The sequence below is a fragment of the Scytonema sp. PCC 10023 genome (assembly GCF_963920835.1).
Taxonomy (GTDB): domain Bacteria; phylum Cyanobacteriota; class Cyanobacteriia; order Cyanobacteriales; family Nostocaceae; genus Kalymmatonema.
The window spans coordinates 1-24,349 of record NZ_CAWUDP010000130.1 but is presented as its reverse complement, the minus strand read 5'-3'; the positions used below and the strand labels follow the sequence as shown (position 1 = coordinate 24,349).

Below are 24,349 nucleotides of genomic sequence, written 5' to 3'. Positions count from 1 at the left end.
ACTTAATAGCCAATGCAGCTTCTAGCGCTTGTGGCAACAATTCTGGTGGTAGTTTATTAGCTAAAGCACTTATTAGGGCTCTTGCTCGCTCAGATTCAGGCTTAATAGCCAATGCAGCTTCTAGCGCTTGTGGCAACAATTCTGGTGGTAATTTGTCGGCTAAAGCACTTAGGGCATCAGCGCGATTTGACTCATCCTTAATAGCCAATGCACCTTCTAGCGCTTGTGGCAACAACTCTGGTGGTAGTTTACTGGCTAAAGCACTTAGGGCTCTTGTTCGCTCAGATTCAGACTTAATAGCCAATGCAGCTTCTAGCGCTTGTGGCAACAACTCTGGTGGTAGTTTACTGGCTAAAGCACTTAGGGCTCTTGTTCGCTCAGATTCAGACTTAATAGCCAATGCAGCTTCTAGCGCTTGTGGCAACAACTCTGGTGGTAATTTGTCGGCTAAAGCAGTTAGGGCATCAGCGCGATCTGACTCATCCTCAATAGCTGATGCGGCTTCTAGCGCTTGTGACAACGAATTGGTAGACGGTTGGTTAACTAAGGCGTTCAGAATATTGACACAAGAGATCTCATCCTGAATTGCTCGCACTGCTGCCAATGCTTCTGGCAACAACTTGGTTGGCAGTTTGTCAGCTAAGGTATTCAAGACGCTTGCACGATATTTTTTATCCTGAATCGCTCGCACTGCTGCCAATGCTTCTGGCAACAATTCTGGTGGCAGTTTGTTAGCTAAGTTACTCAAGACGCTTGCGCGACATTTTTCATCCTGAATTGCCCGCGCAGCTGCTAATGCTTCTGGCAACATCTCTGGTAGTTTATCAGCTAAATTTGCTAGGGCAGTAGCGCGATGCTCTTCAGATTTAATCGCTCGCACTGCTGCCAATGCTTCTGGCAACAATTCTGGTGGCAGTTTGTTAGCTAAGTTACTCAAGACGCTTGCGCGACATTTTTCATCCTGAATTGCCCGCGCAGCTGCTAATGCTTCTGGCAACATCTCTGGTAGTTTATCAGCTAAATTTGCTAGGGCAGTAGCGCGATACTCTTCAGATTCAATCGCTCGCGCAGCTGCTAATGCTTCTGGCAACACTTCTGGTAGTTTATCAGCTAGAGATCTCAAGGCATCAGCACGAGAACTTTTAGATTGAATTGCCCGCGCAGCTGCCAATGCTTCTGGCAACACTTCTGGTAGTTTATCAGCTAAGGCTCTCAAGGCATCAGTACGGGAATTTTCACCCGGAATCGCCTGTGCAGCTGCCAATGCTTCTGGCAACACTTCTGGCAGTTTATCAGCTAAGGCTTTCAGGATATCAGCAAAATACCTCTTAGACTGAATTGCCCGCGCAGCTGCCAATGCTTCTGGTAATACTTCTGGTAGTTTATCAGCTAAATTTGCTAGGGCAGTAGCGCGATATTGTTCAGATTGAATCGCCCGCGCAGCTGCTAATGCTTCTGGTAATACTTCTGGTAGTTTATCAGCTAAGGCTGCCAAGGCAGTGGCACGATACTCTTCAGATTGAGTTGCCTGCGCAGCTGCCAATATTTCTTGTCGTGCTCGTTTTTTTAAATTTTGTGGTAGGTAATCAACGAGTGCCAAAAGTGAGTTGATTCTCTGTTTTGAATCCGGTGTTTGTAAAACATACACTAATCCTTTTTCAGGAGTCCATTCACCTTTTTTGACAAGTGCAACTAACAAATTTATTGGTAAATTCGCAGCTAGACTGTTTAAAGAAGCTTGAATCAAAGCATAGCGGCACTGCAAACCAACAACTCGGGGTAGGGTTTGCTCATTGTAATTATATTTTGCTACTTGCCAAGCACGAGCAATATCTGTTAAGTAACCTGTTGTCTGTCCTAGTCTCTCTCGGACTTCGTACCAACCATTAAGTTTTGTTTCTGATTCTTCCCACAACAACTGGTGAATTTCTTCTTTCCGTTCAGCCTTCTCAAAATGCCACACTAGATGCTGATGGATATAACCATCATTAGGCAGAGTATGCCACAAATCTTTTTTGGTTTTTGGTCGGTATTTCTCTAAAAAAATGGCGTGAGCATTAACAAAAGTCAAACCTAGCCCAGGCAAATTACCATCTTTTGGTTCAGAGGGAGCAGTTAACAAATTACGTGCTAAGTCATGAAATAAGTCATGTAAGCGGTAGGTGGGTGTACCGTCAAGTAAACTCACACCAAGTAATAGCAGCGCTTTATTTCGGAGATATTGTAACGTCTTGGAGGCATCGCGCTCATTCATATCCCAAAGCGTTGCCGTCATCGCTTTAGTAATAGTTGCATCCTCTGGTAACACCCCCAGCCAAGAGAAATAAAGTCGTTTTTCTTTAGACAATCGCTGCACGCTTAAATTTAATGATGCAGTTAAACTGAGGCGTTTTAGACTTGCTTCATCAGTAATTTCTTCCGATTCTGGTCGGTCAAAAGTTTTTAAACGAGCAACCTCAAGCTGAAGATCCTGCAACAGGTCAACCCAAGATGTACCACTTGCAATCTCAGCAGCTGCCAATTCCAACGCCAGAGGTAGATAGCCAACTGCTAGAGCTAAATCGGCGGCTGACTGACGTTCTGCATCTTTTAGGTCACGCCCTAGCTTCTTTGTCAGCAATTCCATTGCTTGGGATGGCTCCATGACATCCAAGCTATAGGTGCTGGCTCCTAATGCATCCGCGATCGCACCCTCACGAGTTGTGACCAGTACCTGACAACGAGAACCACCAATGTTAAATGCCTGTGCGTGCTTTGTCTCCCAAGCATCATCTACGACCAACAGAACTGCTTTATCATATAGCAGAGTACGTAGATGACTGGTAGCAGCTTCTATACTGGTTGGTTTAAAGTCATAGTCACGCAAAGCTTGCACCCAGCCGCTTAGTAGGGAGAGGACATCGGGTTGCTGACCCAAAGTTGCCCAAAGAATGCCATCACAAAAATGAGCTTGCACATCTTTGTCATGTGCCAAAGCTGCTGCTAAGGTTGATTTACCTACAGAACCTAAGCCGTGAATGGCAGTAATTACCAACGTGCTCCGATCTTGTGTGAGGAGGCGATTCTTTAAATCTTCGCTGTACTCCGGGCGCTCTACAAAGTAATAAGGCAGGGGTGGTGCTTGAAATGGTGAATCACTTGTAGTGGTTTGTTGAGATATGGAATGCTGCGGTTTTTCCAACACTTCTTGAGCAATAGTTTGTAACTGTAAGTTTTTAGGGTTTGATTTAAGTGCGGCTTTTAATAAAGCTTCAACCCATCCTTCTGCACGTGCTGTTTTTATTAAATGGAAAACAATTTCTTGTAAATTAGTGCCATTCGTGATGCTATCTAGGTTCAAGTCCAACTCAAACAATAACATTTGCTCAAATTGAAATTTAGTAGGGAAGGCAGCTATTAAAGCATCTTGTAGCTTTTTGCACTGCTGACCAGATAGCTCCATGTTTTTCAAGAAAGGTTAGATTTATGACACATAAATAAGCAAGCGACAAAAGCAACTACTTCTTGTTACTGACATTGAACGGATGCTTCCAACGCTGCCATTCTTTTCTCAAGTTCAATCACTCCGCTCCTCAATGGCACGTCATCAGGAAAGCCCAAGTAACTTGCTCTAGCATTAATAACGATTATATCCATCATATTAGAAAATAAAGCCACAAACCTAATCCCAGTCAGAGTTTTAAAAGTTGCCTTCGATTTTTGTTTTAGGAGAGTGACACAAGAGGGATACGTAGGGAAGCCAGTACGGTGGTGAGCCAGCGCCCTTTGGAGGGTTTCCCGACCCAGGCGACTGGCGGCTTCCCCGGCATAAAGCACAAGCGCGTTATGTTACTGCTATCGCGCGGATTTGAGAGTTTGAGAGAGTGAATTCTAGCCGTAACGCACCACCAAATACGATGCGTTAAAGCAGCGCGTAACGCATCCTATAATTTAACGTTTACTTTATAAATCATCTCTAAGGTTTGAAATCTGACCCATCGTTGTTCTTTTCTAGGCAGATTACCAAATTCATTGGTAATTAGGGAGTTATGTTGGTACGATCTTACCAACCACAATTTCATCAAAAGAGGATCTCTGTCAGTCCAGTTCTCCTATGAAAAGAAGACAACTTTTTGCCTTTATAAGCATTGCAGTTGCTAGCTTGTTGCTTGCAATTGGCTTGCGATTGTTTGAGCCATCTCCTGTCATAGCACAGTCAAACGGCAAACTACTCGTATCTGCTGCTGCCAGCCTGAAAGATGCGCTTGGGGAAATTAATACTCTTTACCAACAAAGTAAACAGGGTGTCAACATAAGCTATAACTTCGGGGCTTCCGGTGCCTTACAGCAACAAATTGAGCAAGGCGCACCCGCAGATGTTTTTATCTCTGCTGCAAAAAAGCAAATGGATGCTTTGGAGCAAAAAGGCTTGCTGGTTCCGGGTACCCTTGCCAACCTGGCAAATAACCGTCTGGTTTTGGTTGTACCTAGTAACTCTACAGGTGTCACCAGCTTCAACACATTGGCAGATTCCAAGGTGAAGAAAATTGCGATCGGCGAACCCAGGAGTGTCCCAGCTGGGCAATATGCCGAGCAAGTTTTGCAGAAATTGAACCTTTATGACAAAGTCAAGAGCAAATTGGTTTTGGCTAACAATGTACGTCAAGTTCTAGCAGCAGTGGAAAGTGGCAACGCCGATGCAGGTTTGGTTTATGCCTCCGATGCCAAAATCTCTAATAAGGTGAAAGTCGCCGTCGTTGCTGACGAGAAATACCACTCCCCAATTGTTTACCCTATGGCAGTCTTAAAAAGCAGTAAAAATGTTAACGCAGCCAAGGAGTTTGTCCAGTTTTTATCTACTGAGCCAGTTAAGACTGTACTAAACAAATATGGCTTCATTGTGCAAGCATCAAAAGTACCAGCAACAAGCCGTTAAGTTGTTGCAGATTTAACTGGCGTATCAAGCTAGTGAGTGGTAAGTCAGGAGTGGAGATTGGGAATTTTTTACAGTCCATTCCCTACTCCCCTTGAATGTCCTTGAAAACTGTCTAACTGTATATATAAATTTATTACCAACTTATTTATGATGAAGTTGGTGCTGAGTGAATTTCTGAAAAACTAAAATTCTGCCAAGAAGCAAGATACGAATCGTAACTGTGTCTCAATGGGTGTTACTTTTTGAATTTTGAATGACTTATGCCTCTTGACCTTTCCCCTCTGTGGATATCGCTGAAAACCTCTATACTTGCAACATTTATTACCTTTTTTATAGGTATTGCTGCTGCCTATTGGATGCTGGGATATCGAGGAAAAGGGAAATCTTTGATTGAGGGAATCTTCGTTGCTCCTCTGATTTTACCTCCCACGGTCGTTGGCTTTTTGTTGCTACTGTTGTTTGGCAAAAATGGTCCGGTGGGGAAACTCATGGAGCCTTTGGGTTTTAGTGTCGTTTTTACCTGGTATGGCGCGGCGATCGCTGCCACTGTGGTAGCCTTTCCATTGATGTATAAAACTGCCTTAGGTGCTTTTGAGCAAATAGATAGCAATCTGCTGCGGGTAGCGAGAACCCTTGGCGCAAAGGAATCAACAATATTTTGGCGAATAAGTTTACCCCTAGCAGGGAGCGGAATTTTAGCCGCAACGACCTTGGCTTTTGCCCGTGCTTTGGGTGAATTCGGTGCCACGCTGATGTTAGCAGGGAATATCCCAGGGCAAACTCAGACGATCCCAATGGCAATTTATTTTGCCGTGGAAGGCGGAGCAATCGAAGAAGGTTGGTTTTGGGCTCTAGCCATCATGGGTATTTCCCTATCTGGGATTATTGCAGTCAACTATTGGCAGGAAACTCGGGGGAAGAGGCAAATCAATTCAAAATTCAAAATTCAAAATTCAAAATTAGGAGTCTCTTCCTCATCTTCCTCATCTCCCTCATCTCCCTCATCTTCCCAGACTTCTGGGCTATTTGTTGACATTGAAAAACGGCTCCCTGGGTTCAGCTTGCAAGTGTCTTTCAGCGCTGATAACCAACCTTTGGGATTGTTGGGAGGATCTGGGGCTGGTAAAAGCATGATTTTGCGCTGCATTGCAGGGATAGAAACTCCAAGTTCCGGTCGCATTGTTTTGAATGGGCGGGTGTTGTTTGATTCTCAACAGGGGATTAATTTGCCACCGCGCGATCGCCGCATTGGTTTTGTGGTGCAAAATTATGCTCTCTTCCCGCACATGACAGTAGGGCAAAACATCGCCTTTGGCTTATCCAAAGGACTTTCTGCCACAGCCATTAAGCAACAAATAGAAGCCCAATTGATCACAGTACAATTGCAAGGATATTCTGACCGCTATCCGCATCAACTTTCTGGCGGTCAACAGCAACGAGTCGCACTCGCAAGAGCCTTAGCAAGTCAACCAGAAGCACTGTTACTAGATGAGCCTTTTTCTGCACTAGATACGCACCTGCGAAGCCAGCTGGAACAGCAAATGATAGAAACACTAGCGAATTACGAAGGCGTGACTCTATTTGTCAGCCATAATATGGAAGAGGCGTATCGGGTTTGTCCTAATTTGCTCGTTCTGGAGAAAGGAAAAGCAGCTCATTACGGCACCAAACACGACATTTTCGAGCGTCCCGCTACTGTTGGTGTTGCTCAATTAACAGGATGTAAGAACTTCTCAAGTGCGGTTGCTGTCGGATCAGGGCAAGTGGAAGCGATTGATTGGGGTTGTACCCTGAGTGTCATTGAACCTATCCCAGACGCTTTATCCAATGTGGGAATTCGTGCCCATCAGATCATTCTCACGAACGACTTATCCCATGAAAACACCTTTCTCTGCTGGCTGGTGAGAACCAGCGAAACACCACATCGGATGACGCTGTTTCTTAAACTCCATCATCCATCTAGTAGTCATAGTGATTATCACTTACAGGCGGAGGTGTTTAAGGAAAAATGGGCAACTCTCAAAGACCAACCGATGCCTTGGTATGTTCGTTTAGATCCTTTACGGCTGATTTTAATGGAGTAGATGCTTGGCTCTCAAGAGCAATGGTTTTTTATACGTTACAGCGCTTATTCTTATGATTAGACCACAAATCGTAGGGTGGGTATTGCTCGTAAAAGTCCATGTGCTGTCCATTTAAGATATTGGTGAGCAATGCCCACCTTAGCTGAAAACTGCTCTAAGCAAAACTTAAAAATAGTGATCGAGCCAAACGGCAGGCATTTGTAGCACAACCGAAATAAACTTATTAAAAACGAAAATAATGTCCTCACTACAAACCCAATCCTACAGTTCTGATAACCCCCTCAACCAGCCACCATCGTGGAAAATAAAACTGCTGTATGACGGTGAATGTCCTTTGTGCATGCGCGAAGTTAACTTTTTGATCAAACGTGATGCGGGTCGGGGGCTGGTAGCGTTTGTGGATATTGCAGCTGATGACTATAACCCCCAAGTAAATGGCGGAGTTGACTACGAAACTGCAATGGGGCGCATCCATGCTGTGTTGCCAGAAGGAACGCTAGTTAAAAATGTTGAAGTTTTTCGCCGCGTTTACGAAACTTTAGGAATGGGCTGGGTTTATGCTGCGACCAAATTGCCAATTGTAGGCGCGATCGCTAATTTTCTATATGGCATTTGGGCAGACTTGCGACTTTCGCTCACAGGGCGACCTAGTTTAGCTACAATTGTGCAACAGCGCTCATCTCAAAAGGTTGAGTGCAATACCCAGAACCGCTGCGGTTTAACAGATGGAGAGTAATCGATAAAACGGATTAATCTGTAGCAAGTTGGAGTAATCTGGCTTGCTGATTACACCAGACTCAGCTTAGAACCAGCGATGCTGGGTTAAAGAAGTTTGAACCGAAAAATTAGAAAAATGCCCGAACTAAGCAGACTTGGTAGTTAGTTGACGAGGCTTAGAAGTACATTTTCTAACAACAGGATACGCGATTAGATAAATCATATCGTAAACGTTGCGGAGCGGGTATTGGCGACCCCGTAGCAACATCAGTTTAGAATCCCCCGTGTTTCCAACCGGGGGAAATGTCAAAATGCATTTATCGCATTTCTAATGTGTGTTCATTAAATAAAAGTATAAGTAATTACATTTTATTTAGAGAAAAAATTGATAAAGCACAAGGCATAATTACAAACTATTTACATCATGTCGTTTCTTCCCCACAACTTCCTCAACAATCAAGTCTAAAATATGCATCGATGTTTTGTAAGGGAATGTGAAATGAAAATTCTGGTTGTAGAGGATGATACACCAACCGCAGCAGTTCTTTTAGAAGCACTAACCGCTCATAACTATATAGTGAATACGGTGACTGATGGTCAAACAGGTCTGCAACTCGTACAAAACTTTGAATATGACCTTATCCTGTTGGATGTCATGTTGCCTAGGCTGGATGGCATTAGTATTTGTCGCCAACTGCGTTCTCAGCAGTATCAAATGCCAATCATGCTACTGACTGCAAAAAATAGCAGCATTGATAAAGTCATGGGGTTAAATGCAGGTGCAGATGATTACATAGTCAAGCCCTTTAATGTGTCAGAACTCATTGCTCGCATCCGTGCCTTATTGCGACGACCCAAAAGTGTCATTCTGACGGATGTACTGAGTTGGGAAAACCTGCAACTTGACACTAGCAAAAGTTTAGTCACCTTTTCTGGACAGCCCCTACGTCTGACAGCAAAAGAATATCAGTTACTAGAGCTTTTCTTGCGAAATCCACACCGAATTTTTAGCAAAAGTGCAATTTTAGAAAACCTGTGGTCTTATCCAGAATATCCAGGAGAGGATGCTGTTAAAACCCATATTAAGGGACTCCGGCAGAAGTTAAAAGCAGGTGGAGTGACCGCAGATTTAATTGAGACAGTCTATGGTTTGGGGTATCGACTCAAGTCCCCACCCGCACTTGTGCAACCTACACTTGCAATATCATCTTCACAGTCGATAGAAACCAGCAGGCAACAAGCTGAAACTAAAGTTGTTGCATCGCTTGCAAAACTGTGGGAGCGGTACAAGGATAGCTTTATTGATGAAGTGGCAATGCTATTAGAGGTCGTAACTGCTTTGGAAGCAGGTGTTTTTGAACCTGAAGTACAGCAAAAAGCAGGGCAAGACGCCCACAAATTAGCGGGAGCATTGGGGTCTTTCGGTTTTCACGAAGGTTCAAATTTGGCAAGGGAAATTGAGCAATTGCTCTCAATAACAAATTTAAAACAGGTTCAAATAGAACTATTATCAAAACTGGGGAATTTATTGCAACAGGAGCTAGAGAAGCCTGCGGTTTTGACCGCTTCTGCTTGTGTCTATTGTGTGCAACACGGTTTGCTACTGGTGATTGATGATGATGCGGTACTGACAGAGCGAATTAGGCTTGAAGCAACTGCGTGGGGTTTTCAGGTAGAAGTCACCCAAAATTTGACTGCTGCAAGTGAGGCGATCGCCAACAATCCTCCTGATGTTATCCTGCTCGACCTGATGTTTGCTGAACCGGCTGAGAGTGGATTGGCTTTCTTAGCCCAACTGAGAAACCAGTACCCGGCAATTCCAGTCATAGTTTTAACAGGACGAAATAGTTTAGCTGACAGGTTAGAAGTTGCTCGTTTAGGGGGTCATGCTTTTGTACACAAATTAGTCCCTCCTAATGAAATACTTAAGGTAGTGACTCAGGTACTCGGTCATGCTCAAACGGCCCAAGCTAAAGTTATGGTTGTCGATGATGACCCAAAAGTGTTAGTGAATCTGTCTGCATTACTTGAACCGTGGGGGCTTCATGTCACAACCCTTGCAGATCCGCAGCAATTTTGGCAAGTACTGGAAACGTCGCTTCCAGACTTACTGATTTTAGATGTAAAACTGCCCCACTTCAACGGGGTTGAACTTTGTCAGATAGTACGCAATGATCCTCAATGGAGTCAACTGCCCGTACTGTTTTTGTCTGCCTGTAATGATGTCCAAACAGTGCATCAGGTATTTACAGCAGGTGCAGATGATTACATCCAAAAGCCGATTGTAGGACCAGAACTGATTGCCCGTGTTTTCAATCGGTTAGAGCGAACCAAAATCCATCGGGATTTGGCACAAATAGATCAGCTCACTGGTCTTACCAATCGGCGAAAGTCTATCCAACAACTAACCAATTTGTTACAGCTAGCAGAACGTCATCGTCAACCTTTTTGTTTTATGCTGCTAGATTTAGACCACTTCAAGTTGGTCAATGAGCAACACGGTTATGATGCGGGAGATATGGTTCTTAGTCGATTCGGAAAACTCATAAAGCAGTCCTTGCAAGGGAGTGATGTTTTATCCCGTTGGGGTAGTGAGGAGTTTGTGATTGGTTTATACGGTGTGAAGCAAGAACAAGGTATAAAGTTGCTGATAAAGTTTATAAACATCTGGAATCAGCAAGAATTTATTGATGCTAATAATCAGACTTTTTCTATCAGTTGCAGTGCTGGTATAGCAGAGTACCCGAAGGATGGTGCTGACCTGCAAGCACTTTACCGTGTAGCTTATACTACAATGAGTGTATGAAACTAAGGCTATGGGACAAAAGCGAGTACTAACAGGGATAGACAATGGTGCTGTATAGTCGCTAACTACTTCAAGAAATTATTTGACTCAATCAAGCACCACCGGCGATCGCACTACGGCGGGGACAAAGCGCAATGAGGATTGAAGGAAATCAGTGGTATCGTCCTGTGCTGTATCTGCGTTGGGAGGATAATGAGGGAGGACAACTCTTTGATCAGGTTGTACGATCTATGAACGAGGAATTTGTAAATTCATTGGCACAGAAGGAACAAAATCTGATCTGGAGAGATAGTAATATGACAGCGACATATGAATATGATGTATTTATTAGTCATGCAAGTGAAGATAAGGAAGACTTTGTAAGACCTCTAGCTGAAGAGCTAAGAAAAAGAGGTTATCGTGTGTGGTATGATGAATTTTCTTTGAGCTGGGGAGACAGCCTAAGTAGTTCAATTGATAAAGGTATTTCACAATCAAAGTTTGGAATTATTGTACTCAGTCGTAATTTCTTCAACAAAAAATGGACAGAGCGTGAGTTAAATGGATTTGTTTCCAAGGAAGTAACTTATGGAAAAGTCATACTTCCTATTTGGCATCAAGTATCAAAAAAGGAAGTTTTAGATTTTTCTCCAACTCTTGCTGATAAAGTGGCAGTCGAGTCTTGCAAAGGAACTGATTATATTATTAGCAAATTAGTTGATATCATGACACAGAACTCAGCAACTCTTCCAGTTACTCCTCCTATAAAACAGCCAATAAAGATTACAGAAACACCACGCAAAGCGCCTTCAAATGCGAGAAGAGAGTTTTACATAAAACGTATAGCAGCAAAGCAAGAAGAGCTAGCTGCGAATAACTCTCAGTTAGATGGGACGCTCAGTGCTGTTGATGAATTGAAGCTGAATAAGCAGGCTGAGGAAATTATGAAACAGATAGAAGAACTAGAAGCGAAATTGAATCAGTTATAAGTTTTGTTATTTCATTGTATCAATATATTAGTGAAAATTATAGAAACTAATTGTGATAGCAAGGAGAGGTACCATCCGGAGAGAAGTTTATAGTCAGCTTCTCGCTCAAAAGAATCAAGAGCTAGCTGCGATTCTCTCTCAACTAGCAGGGACGCTGAGTGCTGTTGATGAATTGAAGCTGAATAATCAGATGGAAGAGACGATTAAAAAGATAGAAGAAGTAGACAAAAAGCTTTTAGAACTAGATGCGGAAGAGAAAAATTCCAATGTACGTCATTTAAACTTAGAAAAAAGCTTTCAAAAAATTGATTTCTCCGAAGCCAAGAAAATTGCTCAATCACTCAATACTAAATTTGGTGATGATAGTGGAGCAATTCTTTTATTTTTACAAAAAAGTACACAACATAAGGGAAATTATTGTATTAATGAAGTTTTAGATTTGATGATCAGCGATCGCAAAGTAGGAGACGATATTATTGGAGATTTCCGACCTTATCCAGTAGATTTAGGTTCACCTATTTCTGGATTCAATGAGGGTGAGTTCTCTAAAAGGTTAGCTAGTCATTTAAGTGGTAATTTAAGTGATGATTCGGAACTTCTTCTACGCAATAGCATAAAAACACTTTGCTCATCGCTTCGAGGTGGTAGCATTGTGTTCATTAGAATTGAAAACTGGGATAGTATCATTGAACAAAAAATATTTTTAGATTGGTTTATGAAAGAATTCTGGGAAGTTTTAATATGCGAACTTGACCCTATCTTTCGAGAGTATAGCAAGATTAGATTTCTTGTTGCTCTAATTGCCAAAAGTCCAGTTTTTACAAAACGTTCTTCTTACCCAGATTTTTTTTTTAAAAAGAATACGTTTGACCATCGCAAGATTATTGAACTTCCTCTGCCAAAGTGGACTGTTGAAGATATAAAAAAATGGTTAATTAATTTTCGAGGATTATCTAATGCAGAAAGTTTACAATTAGCAGAGCAAATTTATAGAGAAAGTGAAGGGAAACCAGACACTATCTGTTTCATTTTAGAGCAAAAATTTAAGGTATGTTAGCAAATCAACGATTGGAATTTACAGGAAATCCCGCTCATCGTCCCGAAAATCCACATAAAGATTCGCCAAGGCACCCAGAGCCATATGTGGTTTCTCCCGAATTAAAAAAAGCCGTCAATTTGGCAATCTATCTCAGGCGACCATTATTATTAGAAGGAGACGCCGGGTGTGGTAAGACTCGTCTTGCTTCGGCTGTTGCTTATGAGTTAGGGCTTCCTCTTTATCGTTGGGATGTGCGCTCCAGTACAAAAGCTCAGGACGGACTCTATGAATATGATGCAATTCTCCGACTGCATGATGTGCAAACGCAGAAAGTAGAGCAAATACAGCTAGCAGCTGAAGTAGAAACTGATGAGCAGGAAGATGAGGAAAGAGTAAATCGCAATCCTGCTAACCCTAAGCATTACCGTAAATTTGGAGCTTTAGGAAAGGCATTTCAGCTCAAGAATCACCCAGCCGTTGTGCTGATTGATGAAATTGACAAAGCGGATTTGGATTTTCCGAATGACTTGCTGACGGTTTTAGATGATCCCTGGGAATTCAAAATTAAGGAAACGGGAGAAACGATTCGCGCTACACACAAACCAATTGTCATTATTACCAGTAATAAGGAAAAAGGTAACTTACCTGCGCCATTTCTGCGTCGTTGCCTGTATCATTATGTAGACTTCCCAAACAATGCGAAACGGTTGCAGGAAATTGTCGAGAAGCATTACCAGATTTGTGAGGAAGAATCACCGCCTCCTCCTGATTTGGTAAACACAGCAATTGAGCGTTTTCTAACTGTGTGGAATGAAGGCGGACTTTTCAAGAAACCAGGAACCAGCGAATTCCTCGATTGGCTGAAAGCACTCCATACATTTGAGGCAAAACCTTACAGCGCGACGCAACTGAAAAAAGACAAGTTGCTTCCCTATCGAGAGTTATTATTTAAGCTGCAACAGGACTGGAAGAAGTATGCCAAAGCCTCATGAGTTCCTTTAAGCCACAAGATTTGATAACTCGTGCGTTCATTCGTCTACGTCAAAGTGGCTTTCAACTTGGCGTGGGAGAACTTTTGGCAGCACGGCAAGCAGTTGAGGGAGGATTCGGGGAAAATGAAGAAGCATTGGCAGAGACATTAAAGATTTTATGGTGTCACTCCCCATCAGAACAAAGCCAGTTTGACCCCATTTGGGAGTCTTTGCTGATCAGTTCAACTCCCAAACAATCCAAAAAACCTCCTCCAGTAGAACCAAAGCTTGAGCCTGATCAAGAACGGGTGGAGGAACCGCACAAACCATCATCACCGCCGCCTCCGCAACAGACTGTAACCGAGATCAAGTCTAAACCAGAACTAGCATCGCTCCCGATTCGGGCACCTTTTACACCAGTGGAAAATGAGGATACATCTACATTACAAACGTACTATCCCATTTCCCGCCGTTCGATGGTTTATAGTTGGCGATATCTACGCCGACCTGTTGCTGATGGTCCATTAGATGTACTAGATGTGGATGCAACCATTGAGCAAGCGACTCGCCAGGGATTTTACTTAACTCCAGTCTACCGCAGACGAGAACAAAACAATGCCCATTTGTTGCTACTGCTTGACCAAAATGGTTCGATGACGCCATTTCATCGCTTCACTCGTGATTTAGTGGAAACGGCAATCTACGAAAGTTGTCTGCAACCTGATAAGGTAAGTGTATTCTATTTCCATAACGTTCCTGCTGCCAGTGTTTACAAAGACCTTTACCTGACAGAACCAATTGCCTTACAGACAGTATTAGAAACCTGCGATAATCAAACTAGCATATTGATTGTCAGCGATGGTGGGGCAGCACGAGGGTATCGGAAGTTAGAGCGAATTCGAGCGACTACGAGTTTTTTATTTCAATTGAAGCGGTACACTTCTTTGATTGCTTGGTTAAATCCGATGCCAGAAGAACGTTGGATTGGCAGTTCGGCAGAAATTATTGCCAATTTGGTGCCAATGTACCAGATGGATAATAATGGCTTAAGTAATGCTATTGATATCGTGCGCGGGCAACCCCTACAACACTTACATTCACCTTTTTCATGACAACTGAGGCTGATGACAAACAATGGGGAGAACAGGCAAAGCAAGCAGTAGAGCGGTTTGTTGGGCGTTTTGATGAGTCTTATCGGCTGCTTTTGTATCATGCTGCATTACCTTTGGTGCTGACTCCAGAATTAGTGAACTACTTACGCAATGAGTTCTTGCGAAGTGAGCAAGTTCCTTGGGTGGCGGAGGTTGACTTGTTACTGTCTGACTTATGCAGTCAAGTGGGGTACGAACTTTACGCGATGGATACCCATGTGCGAGCATATCTGCTGGAGCAAATGAAGAAAGACTGTGGCGAACAGCGAATGCAGGAAGTCGCGCAAGTTTTAATCAGCTATGTCAGCTATCTGAGTCGGCTAAATCCGGGGCGACGGCAACAGGAATTAGAAGCGCAACGATGGGCGGCAATGGTATATTTGGGGGATGAACAGTGCAAAGAAGCAGCACGAGAGATTGCCAAGCGGCTCCTAGAGACTAGTAGTGGAACGGGTTCCGAAAATCGTAGCGAGTCGGGAATTCGGGCGGAATTAGCGCGATTGACACGAATTACTGAAGAACTATCATCGCAGTTACAGGAAGAGCCAACCTTGCTGGAGTACGCAAGGCTGATGCAGCAAATCTTAAGAACGCCAGAGAAAGTTAATCCGGCAGAACTGAATCGTTCCTATCGCATAGGTGATGAGGAACTCACAATCCCGGATAGATTGCTGCCAGAAGGTTTGCGCTTAAGGGCGATGCCATCTTCTAGGCAAACAGTTGCTGGGCTGGAAGGGTTGCCACCAATACAGACGTTTGAGTTTGAAGTAGCAACTATCACCAGCTCTGATAGAGCAGAAACTCCTCTAGGTATCAACCTGCAACCTTTTGAATTTGAAGTCGCACTTATAGAGGTTAATCAATCTGCTCAAATCAATACAGGTAGTCCTCTCGAAATTGCAGAAGAGATGGTTTTTTCTCAAACAGGAAAACATCTGAATGATATTGAACAGTTAATTCTACAGGGAACATTAGCCAATCAAACCTATGAGCAAATTGCAGCGTCAGCAAAATACTCTGCACGTCATCTCAGGAATGTTGCTCTTAAGCTATGGGAAGTTTTATCAGAAGTGCTTGGGGAAAAAGTTACCAAAAAAAATCTGCAAAATGCTCTCAAGCGATGGGCTGCTCGTCGTCGTTTAACCATTCATCGTCATCCTCAGCAAGCTCAGGAGTTTATCGAAGACTTAGGGAATGGAGTGCAGTTAGAGATGGTAGCCATTCCTTCTGGAAGCTTTGTGATGGGTTCGCCAGAAGATGAACTTGGGCACCATGAATCGGAAAGCCCTCAGCATACAGTAACGATTCAATCTTTCTTTATAGGCAAATATCCAGTAACTCAAGCACAATGGCAAGCAGTAGCCTCTCTGCCACAAGTTAACCGCGAACTCGACGCTAATCCATCTGGATTTAAAGGAGAAAATCGCCCAGTTGAACGAGTTTCCTGGTATGATGCTGTTGAGTTTTGCGTTCGGCTTAGCCGCTTCGTAGAAGGTCGCCTGTCTCAACACACTGGTAAACCCTACCGTTTACCGAGTGAAGCCGAATGGGAATATGCTTGTCGTGCGGCTACGACGACTCCATTTCACTTTGGTGAGACAATTACATCTGAGTTGGCAAACTATGACGCTGAATCGACTTACGGTGCTGGTGTCAAAGGGGTTTCTCGTGGCGAAACAACACCTGTAGGCAGCTTTGGTGTAGCGAATGCCTTTGGGCTATACGATATGCACGGGAATGTGTGGGAATGGTGTGCTGACCATTGGCATAGTAATTATAAAGGAGCTCCCACAGACGGAAGTGCATGGCTAGATGATAATGATGATGATCGCGTGGTGCGTGGTGGTTCTTGGTACCGTGTTCCTGAGTACTGCCGTTCGGCGTGTCGCGGCACTAGCCCTACGGACGACGACGACGACAACGACCACGTCGACGGTTTTCGTGTTGCGTGTTCTACCGTATGGACTCAGTAGCAGTTTATACTTTTATTCTTTTGTTCTTTACCCTTTTTTTCTTTTTTCTGGCGAGCGGAGCGAGCAGAATTCTTTAGAGAAAGTATTAGCTCACAAAGTTTCTCTGTAAACTGCTAGGATACCAAGACGCAAAGTTTTTTTGGTTAATGAGTGCGATGCCTCAATAATAATATCATATTTTGGGAATAGCTCAATCATCACAAACAAAGTATTAGAGAGGGACAATCAGGCAGGTAAGAATCAATGGCAAAAATAGTCATTAACCGTTCAGCACGGACAGCGCAATATTTTATAGAAGATTTGGGCGATGGAGTTGAACTAGAGATGGTGCTGATTCCTGGTGGCACTTTTCTAATGGGTTCACCAGAAGATGAACTTGAGCACCATGAATCGGAAAGCCCTCAACACCTAGTAACCATTAAACCCTTTTGTATGGGTAAGTATCCTGTCACCCAAGCGCAATGGAAAGCAGTAGCCTCTCTTCCACAAGTGAACCGCGAACTCGATGCTGATCCATCTGAATTTAAAGGAGAAAATCGCCCCGTTGAGCAAGTTTCATGGCATGATGCTGTCGAGTTCTGCGCTCGCCTATCCTCACATACCAAAAGACCTTACCGTCTACCCAGTGAAGCTGAATGGGAATACGCTTGTCGTGCTGGAACTACGACTCCATTTCACTTTGGTGAGACAATTACAACTAATTTAGCAAATTATCAAGGTATAGATAACAAAGAACATAAATGGTCGGGTTCCTATGGTCAAGGACCCAAAGGGATTTACCGCAAAGAAACAACGCCTGTAGGCAGCTTTGGTGTAGCGAATGCCTTTGGGTTATACGATATGCACGGTCAGGTTTGGGAATGGTGTGCCGACCATTGGCATAGTAATTACGAAGGAGCGCCCACAGACGGAAGTGCATGGCGAGATGATACTGATAATGATAGTAGTTTGCTGCGCGGTGGTTCTTGGAACAACAATCCTGCGTACTGCCGTTCGGCGTATCGCAGCTACTACGTTGCGGGCGAGAGGTACAACGACCTCGGTTTTCGTGTTGTGTGTGCTGCTGCGTGGACTCAGTAGCCCTTTATACTTTTACCCTTTTGCTCTTTATCCTTTTTTCTTTATTCTTGCGAGCGGAGCGATCTGAAAAAATTTTTTGAACAAATGGACGAATTACCAATTATCCAAAAAACCTATGATTTAATCAAATGGTACGTGCCAATCCTCAACCGTCTCCCACGGGATCATAAATATGTAGTAAGGACTTTAGTCCTTGTTTTCGTCCAAGAGGACTAAAGTCCTCACTACAAACTTAGTAAGGTTATTTAATCGGACGTGATATAGTCTCAAAAACGTTGAATGAGTGCAAGAGTTCTATTGAATAATACCTTTATTTCTGCCGTGCTGTAGTAAGCTCCTCAAGAAGATCCCTTTCATTTTGGGAGAGAACTTTGGGCTTCATTTGGTGTAGGTCATTCAGCACATTTTTGGCATTTTCAGTATTAAATTTGTAGTACTCTGTCAAACTTCCAATTTTGTGATTGAAATCTTGATAGCGGTGCTTGAAATACAGTTCTACATTCCCTCGATGTTCCCAAGTTCCTAGCACTTTGATATCAACGCTTTGGTAATGCGCTGCTAAATCCATTTCTACTTCTGCTACTCGCTTTTTAATAGGTCGCTGGGTGACTCCAATTTTGTACAAAATCCCTTTGTTTGTTTGAATCTCTAAAAAATACAGGGTGCAGGATAGAACTCGTTTGAGTTGAGCGCAATATAGTTTCAAATCTGTCAATCTGTAGTCCAAATCAGGAGCGTTTTTATGTTTTGCGTGTTCTACGGCTAACTCTAACTTGAGTAATTTTTTAAGTAATAACGGCTCTTGTACTTCGTTAAATAGCATTAACGAGAGTGCTCCAACAGGAATTTTACCCAGATTGGTGAATTCATATGCAGGTGGAAAAGTCAAAACATTTTTTTGTAATAATCCTGCTCGAATGAGACCAGAAGGAACTAGGTCAGGACTTATCAAGTAATTTTTGGAGCCATACTCTTGCCAGAGTAGTTTTAATTGCTTTAAATCCTTTCCTGATAAATGAATGTTGAAGTTGTCATAGAGTGGTAGGACTGGAAAATCACCAGTTGATACCGGACGGCAGGTTTCTTCAACATGGGCAAAATGATGTTCTTTTATCTTGCCTTTTTTGGCAGTCAGCCTGCGATCGCAATAGGGACACTTAAGTAAGGTTTTTCCCTTGGTAACATCTGAGATACTTACCAGTGTCCCATCTTCATCTACGCCAAATTTTAACCACATTGGAGAATCTTTGTTGGTATTGCTGTATGGTTGTATAAGTTCGTAGTAAGGAATGCGCGTCCTAAACTCCGAGAGCGCTGAAGCGCTTACTACGAAGCCCCCCAAACAAAGTTTGGTAAACCACTATTCTAAACTCTAGTTATTCAGAAACTGCAAAATATATTGGGCTGTGATTTGAGGCTGCTCAACTTGGGGGGCATGACCGCAATTCTTGAGCTTTATTAATTGAGAATTGGCAATATCTTGATGAAATTTTTCTGCATCTGAAGGTGGGAGCATATCATCAACTTCTCCCCATAAAATCAGGGTTCGTTTGTTAATTTGGGGTATTCTATTCGCCAAGTCGTTATAACCACCAGTTTTGACATAAGAAATCATTGCCTCATGCCAAAGCGGCATTTCTTGGTGTAGCATCGCGCACTGAATAGCCAAAAGCATTTTCGCATCTAAATTAGCTAAAATACTGCCAAAATTTAAGGCAACTCGCAGGCGTTGACGTAGGTATTCTACAGCAAAGAAGTCAAAAGGAGGAAACAAGTATTTACTAAAGGCGGGGGCGCAAGTGTAACCCAAACTATTAATCAGTACTAGCGATTTCACAACTGATGGATAAGTGAGAGTAAAGTCAATTGCAGTTGCGCCTCCCATGGACGCACCTACTAGTATGACCGGTTGATTGATTAAAGTTTTCCAAAACTCGTAAAGGTGAATTTTGATTGCTGTTGGGCTGTAGTTTATTTCTTTTTGCCTTTGTGTAAAGCCAAAACCTAACAAATCTACTGCCCATGTTTCATTTTGAGCCGCAAGTAATGGTAACAGAAGACGGAACTCTAGGATGGAACTGTCGAAGCCGTGCAGCAGCAGAATTGGTGTTCTTCCCCTACCTTTGTGGATATAGGTTGTGAGAATTGGTTGTTGACTGAGGGAGGTGGCTAGGGCAATTGTCTCAATACTTTGAACGAAAGCGCGAGCTTTAGCGTCTGTTAGTTGATTAACTTGTGTTGGGAGATAATTGGTCAACATTGCGCCATTATGCTTACTTCTTTACGTTCGGGTGCATAAGAATGCGTGATGCAAAAAAATCGGAATCGATATCATTTAGGCTAACATTTGCCCTGCTGTTCATACCCAGATGGACAAAAAATCACTTCTGGAGAAAAAGCAAGGTTAAGATGCGATTGCGCAAAGCGCACCTGGAAGAGGCAATCGCTGGTATTGACAAGCGGTTTCAGAGGAAGCGATGCTCCCAAAGGGAGCCGCCCAAAGGGCGATCGCAAGCATTCTACCCAAAAGTATTTTTAAGTGTCGATCTTATTTGTCAACAAAGTTATACAAAACGTCTTTCTCTATTTTCAGAAGATATTCTGCGTTAATTTCTGAGATAGGTTGTGTGACGATACGCCTAAATCTGATCCGTTCGTTGGTTACTCCACGTTTGTACCAGTGTAGCAGCAAAGAAATACGTTTTGCGGGCATTGATTTCAATGCCGAGGTCAAGAATTCCAGCCACATAGAAGCCTGAGCCTTCCCACGCTCAACATTTTCTTGGATGATTCGTTCATCTCTTTCCCGTGTGTTTTCTTTTTCTGAAAGCCAGCGTTGTATTTTTGCCTCGCTCCATCCTTGTTTTCTGAATTTTTGGATAACGCTCTCGTAAGTTAGCGGCTTTGAGTTTGTTTCACAGTAAAGTGAGCCAAGAACCGTCCCACAATCACATTCAGTTCGGGTTGTAAGAATGTAGTGTTCTCCCGAAGGAAGCTGAGCCTCGATATGTGGATTGTGTATCACCTTAAAGCCAAGCTTGAACTGCTCAAACAATGCGGACGCTGATTTTAAATCCGTATCTTTGGGCAGTGTGGCTGTAATAAAGTAACACATAGCTTTTAACAGTTACCAGTTATCAGTTATCAGTTATCAGTTATCAAGTACCCGCAGTACCAGTTGTCAGGTATCTGCGGCTGGTACCTGCGCCTGGTACTGTTCACTGTTTTAACGCGAAGACACCTAACTATATATCTAACCGCAATGAGTGCGCCCTAGGGGGTTAGGTAAGAAGTGGATTTTTCCACATAGCGTGAAAAGTCAAAACTAATAAAGTGTTAACTTTTCCGAAAGCGCAAGTTATGCAGATGTAGATTTAAATTGTACTGCTGACTAATTTAAATAAAATTTCTTTCTAATGATAGATGTTATTGTACTAACTAAGCTTATATCTCCTTTCCTGCCCTACTTACTTAAACTAGGAGATAAAGCAGCAGAGGAAGCAGCAAAGAAACTTGGTGTAGATAGTTGGGAAAAAGCGAAAGCTATTTGGGTTAAACTCCATCCCAAAGTGGAAGCTAAACCATCAGCCCAAGAAGCTGTCCAAGATGTCGCGCAAGCGCCTGAGGACGAAGATGCTTTAGCCGCACTGCGTCTGCAACTTAAGAAGTTACTCAAGGAAGATCCAACGTTAGAAAGCGAAGTCAGTCGCCTTCTCGCAGAAGCCGAAGCACCCCAAAGTGGTGGAAATATCAATATTAGTGGAGATGTCAAAGGTGTTTCTGCATACGACATCAGCGGTGGAAGCATCACTCAAGGCGATATTAGTTAGAAACAACTAAGGTATGTAGTAAGCGCTTTAGCGCTAAAGCGCTTACTACGAACTAGTTTTCAACCTTTACTTTTCTTTACATAGTTTGATTTTTTCTCGCCTACTTACTTAAAAGTCACAAAAAGGTAGATGGTAACCATTCCCCTGCCTAAAGGCGAGGGGCTTTGTCCTCCTCCCAACACTACTAGCGACATAGGGCGCTCACTCATGTTGTTTGCAGAACTTACGGGCGAGGTTACGGTTCTAGAGAATGTACTCACTCCCTCACCCCAAAACTCATTCTTCGCGGGTACTCGTTACCACACTCGCGTACTATCACTGCCGGATGCGAGTCAACTCCCTGCGTTGTGCTTATTTCACCGTATTTCTACTATATCACAGAGATGTAACGGGTATTAAAGTACCCGCGTCGTTTTTCCTCTCAGACCTGAAGGTACTGGGTTTCCAAACTCCCGTGAGGTTTTTATGAACAATGATTCTGAAGCCAACGTAAATATCAGGCGTGATGTCCAAGGTGTTTCTGCATACACCATCAGCGGTGGAACTATCACTCAATACTTCATCTCTGCTAACGAAGCTGAAGAAAGTATTCATCGTCGTCCACTCATTCAAGTCTCTCCTTACCTGGGACTCAGTAAATTTGAAACTGCTGATAAAGATAAATTTTTTGGTCGAGAAAAGTGGATTACTCAACTAGGCGATCGCCTTTTAAAAGAAAATAATGTCCTCCTGCTTCTGGGAGCATCCGGGAGTGGAAAATCATCACTGATTCGCGCCGGATTAATTCCTCATTTAAGAGACAATTGGGGTTCATTTCTTAATCTGACTTTTCGACCAGATAAAAATCCCTTTGAATCTCTCTATTATTGCCTAGCCCCTCATTATACACAATTACAAGCAGAAATTGCTCGAACAGTTGCCGAAAATACCTTAATTCAAGTTTCCCAATCCCTCAAGCAGGACTCTCGCTGGCTTATCTTTGTTGACCAATTTGAAGAACTTTTTACCACAACTCCCAAATCAGAACGTGATAAATTTGTTGCTAGCCTTGTTCAGCTTATCAACCAGGAGGATAGCTCTGTTAAAATTGTTTTGACAATGCGGGCTGATTTTTTAGATAAATTCAGTAGCTATTCTGAACTTGGACATATCCATGACCGCTATGGTTACATACTCACCAACATGAGTGAGAAAGAACTCCAGTTAGCAATTGCTGAACCAGCGGCTAGGAATGGTGTGACTTTTGAAAAAGGGCTAGTTGACCAAATTATCAAAGATTTTGACGAGCAAAGCGGTTCTTTACCACTCCTAGAATATACTCTGGATTTGCTGTGGGAAGAAGAAAAGAGAAAAGATAATCTCACAGAACGAGTCCTGAAGACCAAGACTTATGAACAATTGGGTGGAGTCAGCGGTGCGCTGAATCAGCAAGCCAATAAAATATATAATAAAGAGTTAAATGAGCAAGAAAGAGAAGCGGCGAAAGAAATTTTTCTGGAATTAGTTGGGATTGTTGAAAAACAACCTGTCAGCAGAAGAACTGATAAATCTCAGTTTTTAGCGAGTCGTGATAAAGAAAGCGTACTCAACAAACTCATTGAAAACCGCCTTCTCGTCAGCACAGGCGAAAAACAAATAGCAACAGTTGAAGTCGCTCACGAACAATTGCTGCGCTCTTGGCAAGTGTTAACAGATTTAATAAAAGACAAAGAAGACATCATCGTCTTTAGAAGTCGATTAACCACCGACGCCAACCAATGGAATGAAATACGAAAACAAGATGAGCAAAAAGCGAACGATGAACTCTGGAGCGGGTTGAAGTTAGAGCAAGTCTTAAAATACAGAAAAGACCCAAAATTTCACCAAATTTTATTTGCCAAACCAGAGAGTTTAGAAAATCAATTCATAGAAGTTAGCATCGCACGGCGCGATTTCCTGCGTCAACAAGAAGAGGAACGCAAGCAGCGGGAGTTGGAAACAGCACAAAAAGTCGCACAGGAAGCAGAAGCCAGACGCGAAGCAGAAGCACAAGCACGTCAAGCAGCAGAACAACGCGCAGAGGAATCAGAAAAAAGACTCAATGCAGAAGCAGAAGCACGCAAGCAAGCTGAACAAAAACGTAAACAACTTACTTACGGTTTGGTGATAGTTTCAGCTCTAGTTGTAGCGGCTGGGTTCGGATTGTGGCAAACAGAAGAACAAAGAAAACAAGCGATCGATGCTCTTTTAACATCCTCCCAAGAACTCTTTGCCTCAGGTAAAGAAATCGATGCGCGAATAGTCGGGATAAGTGCAGGAAAGCAAATCAAACAAGCAGCTTTTTGGGTCAATCTTGATTCCCAGCGAACAAAGGCTATATCTACGTTGTTGCAACAGGCAGTTTACGGAGTCAGAGAGTATAATCGCTTAGAAAAGCATACCGATAAAGTCTTTAGCGTGAGTTATAGCCCAGATGGCAAGACGTTGGCTTCCGCGAGTGCTGACAACACCATAAAACTGTGGGATGTGGCTACTGGCGAAGAAAGAACCGCTGACATGGGGCATAACGATTCGGTTTATAGCGTAGCATTCAGCTCAGATGGCAAAACCTTAGCTTCTGCGAGTGCTGACAACACCATAAAACTATGGAATGTGGCTACAGGTAAAGAAAAGACCACCCTCAACGGGCATAGCAATGCGGTTATAAGCGTAAGTTACAGCCCAGATGGCAAGACCTTAGCTTCTGCGAGTCGGGACAACACTATCAAACTATGGGATGCAGCTACAGGTAAAGAAAAGACCACCCTCAACGGGCATAGCAATGCGGTTATAAGCG

Annotated in this window: 18 protein-coding genes and 1 pseudogene; 14 read left to right on the top strand and 5 right to left on the bottom strand. The window is 43.1% G+C overall.

The annotated features are described in order from the left end of the window. Together ACM0OZ_RS42510 and ACM0OZ_RS42505 are read right to left on the bottom strand one after the other, a co-directional pair. On the bottom strand, positions 1 to 3,442 hold a 3,442-nt coding region (locus ACM0OZ_RS42510; RefSeq protein ID WP_414588918.1), incomplete at its 3' end, for an effector-associated domain EAD1-containing protein. 65 nt (positions 3,443 to 3,507) lie between these two features. Further along, entirely contained in the window at positions 3,508 to 3,816 is a 309-nt protein-coding gene (locus ACM0OZ_RS42505; protein WP_414588917.1) for a hypothetical protein, read from the bottom strand. Between the two features lie 277 nt (positions 3,817 to 4,093). On the opposite strand from ACM0OZ_RS42505, the gene modA reads away from it, so the two are divergent. From modA to ACM0OZ_RS42450, 11 genes and pseudogenes are all read left to right on the top strand, one after another. Next, positions 4,094 to 4,915 carry a molybdate ABC transporter substrate-binding protein gene (gene modA / locus ACM0OZ_RS42500; RefSeq protein ID WP_414588916.1) on the top strand — a complete coding sequence of 274 codons (822 nt, stop codon included), beginning with the start codon at positions 4,094 to 4,096 and terminating at the stop codon, positions 4,913 to 4,915. 260 nt (positions 4,916 to 5,175) lie between these two features. Then, complete coding sequence (modB, locus tag ACM0OZ_RS42495; protein WP_414588915.1) at positions 5,176 to 6,999, top strand: molybdate ABC transporter permease subunit; 1,824 nt, start codon at positions 5,176 to 5,178, stop codon at positions 6,997 to 6,999. 238 nt (positions 7,000 to 7,237) lie between these two features. Next, the gene (locus ACM0OZ_RS42490) at positions 7,238 to 7,735 is read left to right on the top strand and encodes a thiol-disulfide oxidoreductase DCC family protein (RefSeq protein WP_414588914.1); all 498 of its coding nucleotides are present in this window, start codon (positions 7,238 to 7,240) and stop codon (positions 7,733 to 7,735) included. 480 nt (positions 7,736 to 8,215) lie between these two features. Next, positions 8,216 to 10,522 (top strand): response regulator, encoded by a 2,307-nt coding sequence (locus ACM0OZ_RS42485; RefSeq protein WP_414588913.1) that lies wholly within the window; start codon positions 8,216 to 8,218, stop codon positions 10,520 to 10,522. 134 nt (positions 10,523 to 10,656) lie between these two features. Next, positions 10,657 to 11,490, top strand: a complete 834-nt coding sequence (locus ACM0OZ_RS42480; RefSeq protein WP_414588912.1) for a TIR domain-containing protein — start codon at positions 10,657 to 10,659, stop codon at positions 11,488 to 11,490. Positions 11,491 to 11,542: 52 nt separating this feature from the next. Continuing rightward, complete coding sequence (locus ACM0OZ_RS42475) at positions 11,543 to 12,547, top strand: hypothetical protein (protein ID WP_414588911.1); 1,005 nt, start codon at positions 11,543 to 11,545, stop codon at positions 12,545 to 12,547. Next, complete coding sequence (locus ACM0OZ_RS42470) at positions 12,541 to 13,521, top strand: AAA family ATPase (protein ID WP_414588910.1); 981 nt, start codon at positions 12,541 to 12,543, stop codon at positions 13,519 to 13,521. Before ACM0OZ_RS42475 ends, ACM0OZ_RS42470 begins: the two co-directional genes overlap by 7 nt. Beyond that, positions 13,518 to 14,612, top strand: coding sequence for a VWA containing CoxE family protein (locus ACM0OZ_RS42465; protein ID WP_414588909.1), 1,095 nt, complete (start codon positions 13,518 to 13,520; stop codon positions 14,610 to 14,612). Before ACM0OZ_RS42470 ends, ACM0OZ_RS42465 begins: the two co-directional genes overlap by 4 nt. Next, complete coding sequence (locus ACM0OZ_RS42460) at positions 14,609 to 16,624, top strand: formylglycine-generating enzyme family protein (protein ID WP_414588907.1); 2,016 nt, start codon at positions 14,609 to 14,611, stop codon at positions 16,622 to 16,624. The genes ACM0OZ_RS42465 and ACM0OZ_RS42460 overlap by 4 nt, the downstream gene beginning before the upstream one ends. A gap of 243 nt (positions 16,625 to 16,867) precedes the next feature. Continuing rightward, positions 16,868 to 17,704 carry a formylglycine-generating enzyme family protein gene (locus ACM0OZ_RS42455; RefSeq protein ID WP_414588906.1) on the top strand — a complete coding sequence of 279 codons (837 nt, stop codon included), beginning with the start codon at positions 16,868 to 16,870 and terminating at the stop codon, positions 17,702 to 17,704. 84 nt (positions 17,705 to 17,788) lie between these two features. Further along, positions 17,789 to 17,884 (top strand): annotated as a pseudogene (locus tag ACM0OZ_RS42450) (four helix bundle protein); the annotation flags it as partial. 130 nt (positions 17,885 to 18,014) lie between these two features. On the opposite strand, the gene ACM0OZ_RS42445 reads toward ACM0OZ_RS42450, so the two are convergent. The 3 genes from ACM0OZ_RS42445 to ACM0OZ_RS42435 form a co-directional block, all read right to left on the bottom strand. Then, the gene (locus tag ACM0OZ_RS42445) at positions 18,015 to 18,941 is read right to left on the bottom strand and encodes a GIY-YIG nuclease family protein (protein ID WP_414588905.1); all 927 of its coding nucleotides are present in this window, start codon (positions 18,939 to 18,941) and stop codon (positions 18,015 to 18,017) included. Between the two features lie 135 nt (positions 18,942 to 19,076). Further along, entirely contained in the window at positions 19,077 to 19,964 is an 888-nt protein-coding gene (locus ACM0OZ_RS42440) for an alpha/beta fold hydrolase (RefSeq protein WP_414588904.1), read from the bottom strand. A gap of 288 nt (positions 19,965 to 20,252) precedes the next feature. Next, entirely contained in the window at positions 20,253 to 20,819 is a 567-nt protein-coding gene (locus ACM0OZ_RS42435; RefSeq protein ID WP_414588903.1) for a hypothetical protein, read from the bottom strand. Positions 20,820 to 21,120: 301 nt separating this feature from the next. Between ACM0OZ_RS42435 and ACM0OZ_RS42430 the strand changes: the two genes are divergently transcribed. The 3 genes from ACM0OZ_RS42430 to ACM0OZ_RS42420 form a co-directional block, all read left to right on the top strand. Next, positions 21,121 to 21,534: a hypothetical protein gene (locus tag ACM0OZ_RS42430; RefSeq protein ID WP_414588902.1), complete on the top strand. Its 414-nt coding sequence runs from the start codon at positions 21,121 to 21,123 to the stop codon at positions 21,532 to 21,534. 129 nt (positions 21,535 to 21,663) lie between these two features. Beyond that, positions 21,664 to 21,933 (top strand): hypothetical protein, encoded by a 270-nt coding sequence (locus ACM0OZ_RS42425; protein ID WP_414588901.1) that lies wholly within the window; start codon positions 21,664 to 21,666, stop codon positions 21,931 to 21,933. A 66-nt stretch (positions 21,934 to 21,999) separates the two neighbouring features. Beyond that, positions 22,000 to 24,349: NACHT and WD repeat domain-containing protein (locus ACM0OZ_RS42420; RefSeq protein WP_414588900.1), on the top strand; the 2,350-nt coding region annotated here is incomplete at its 3' end.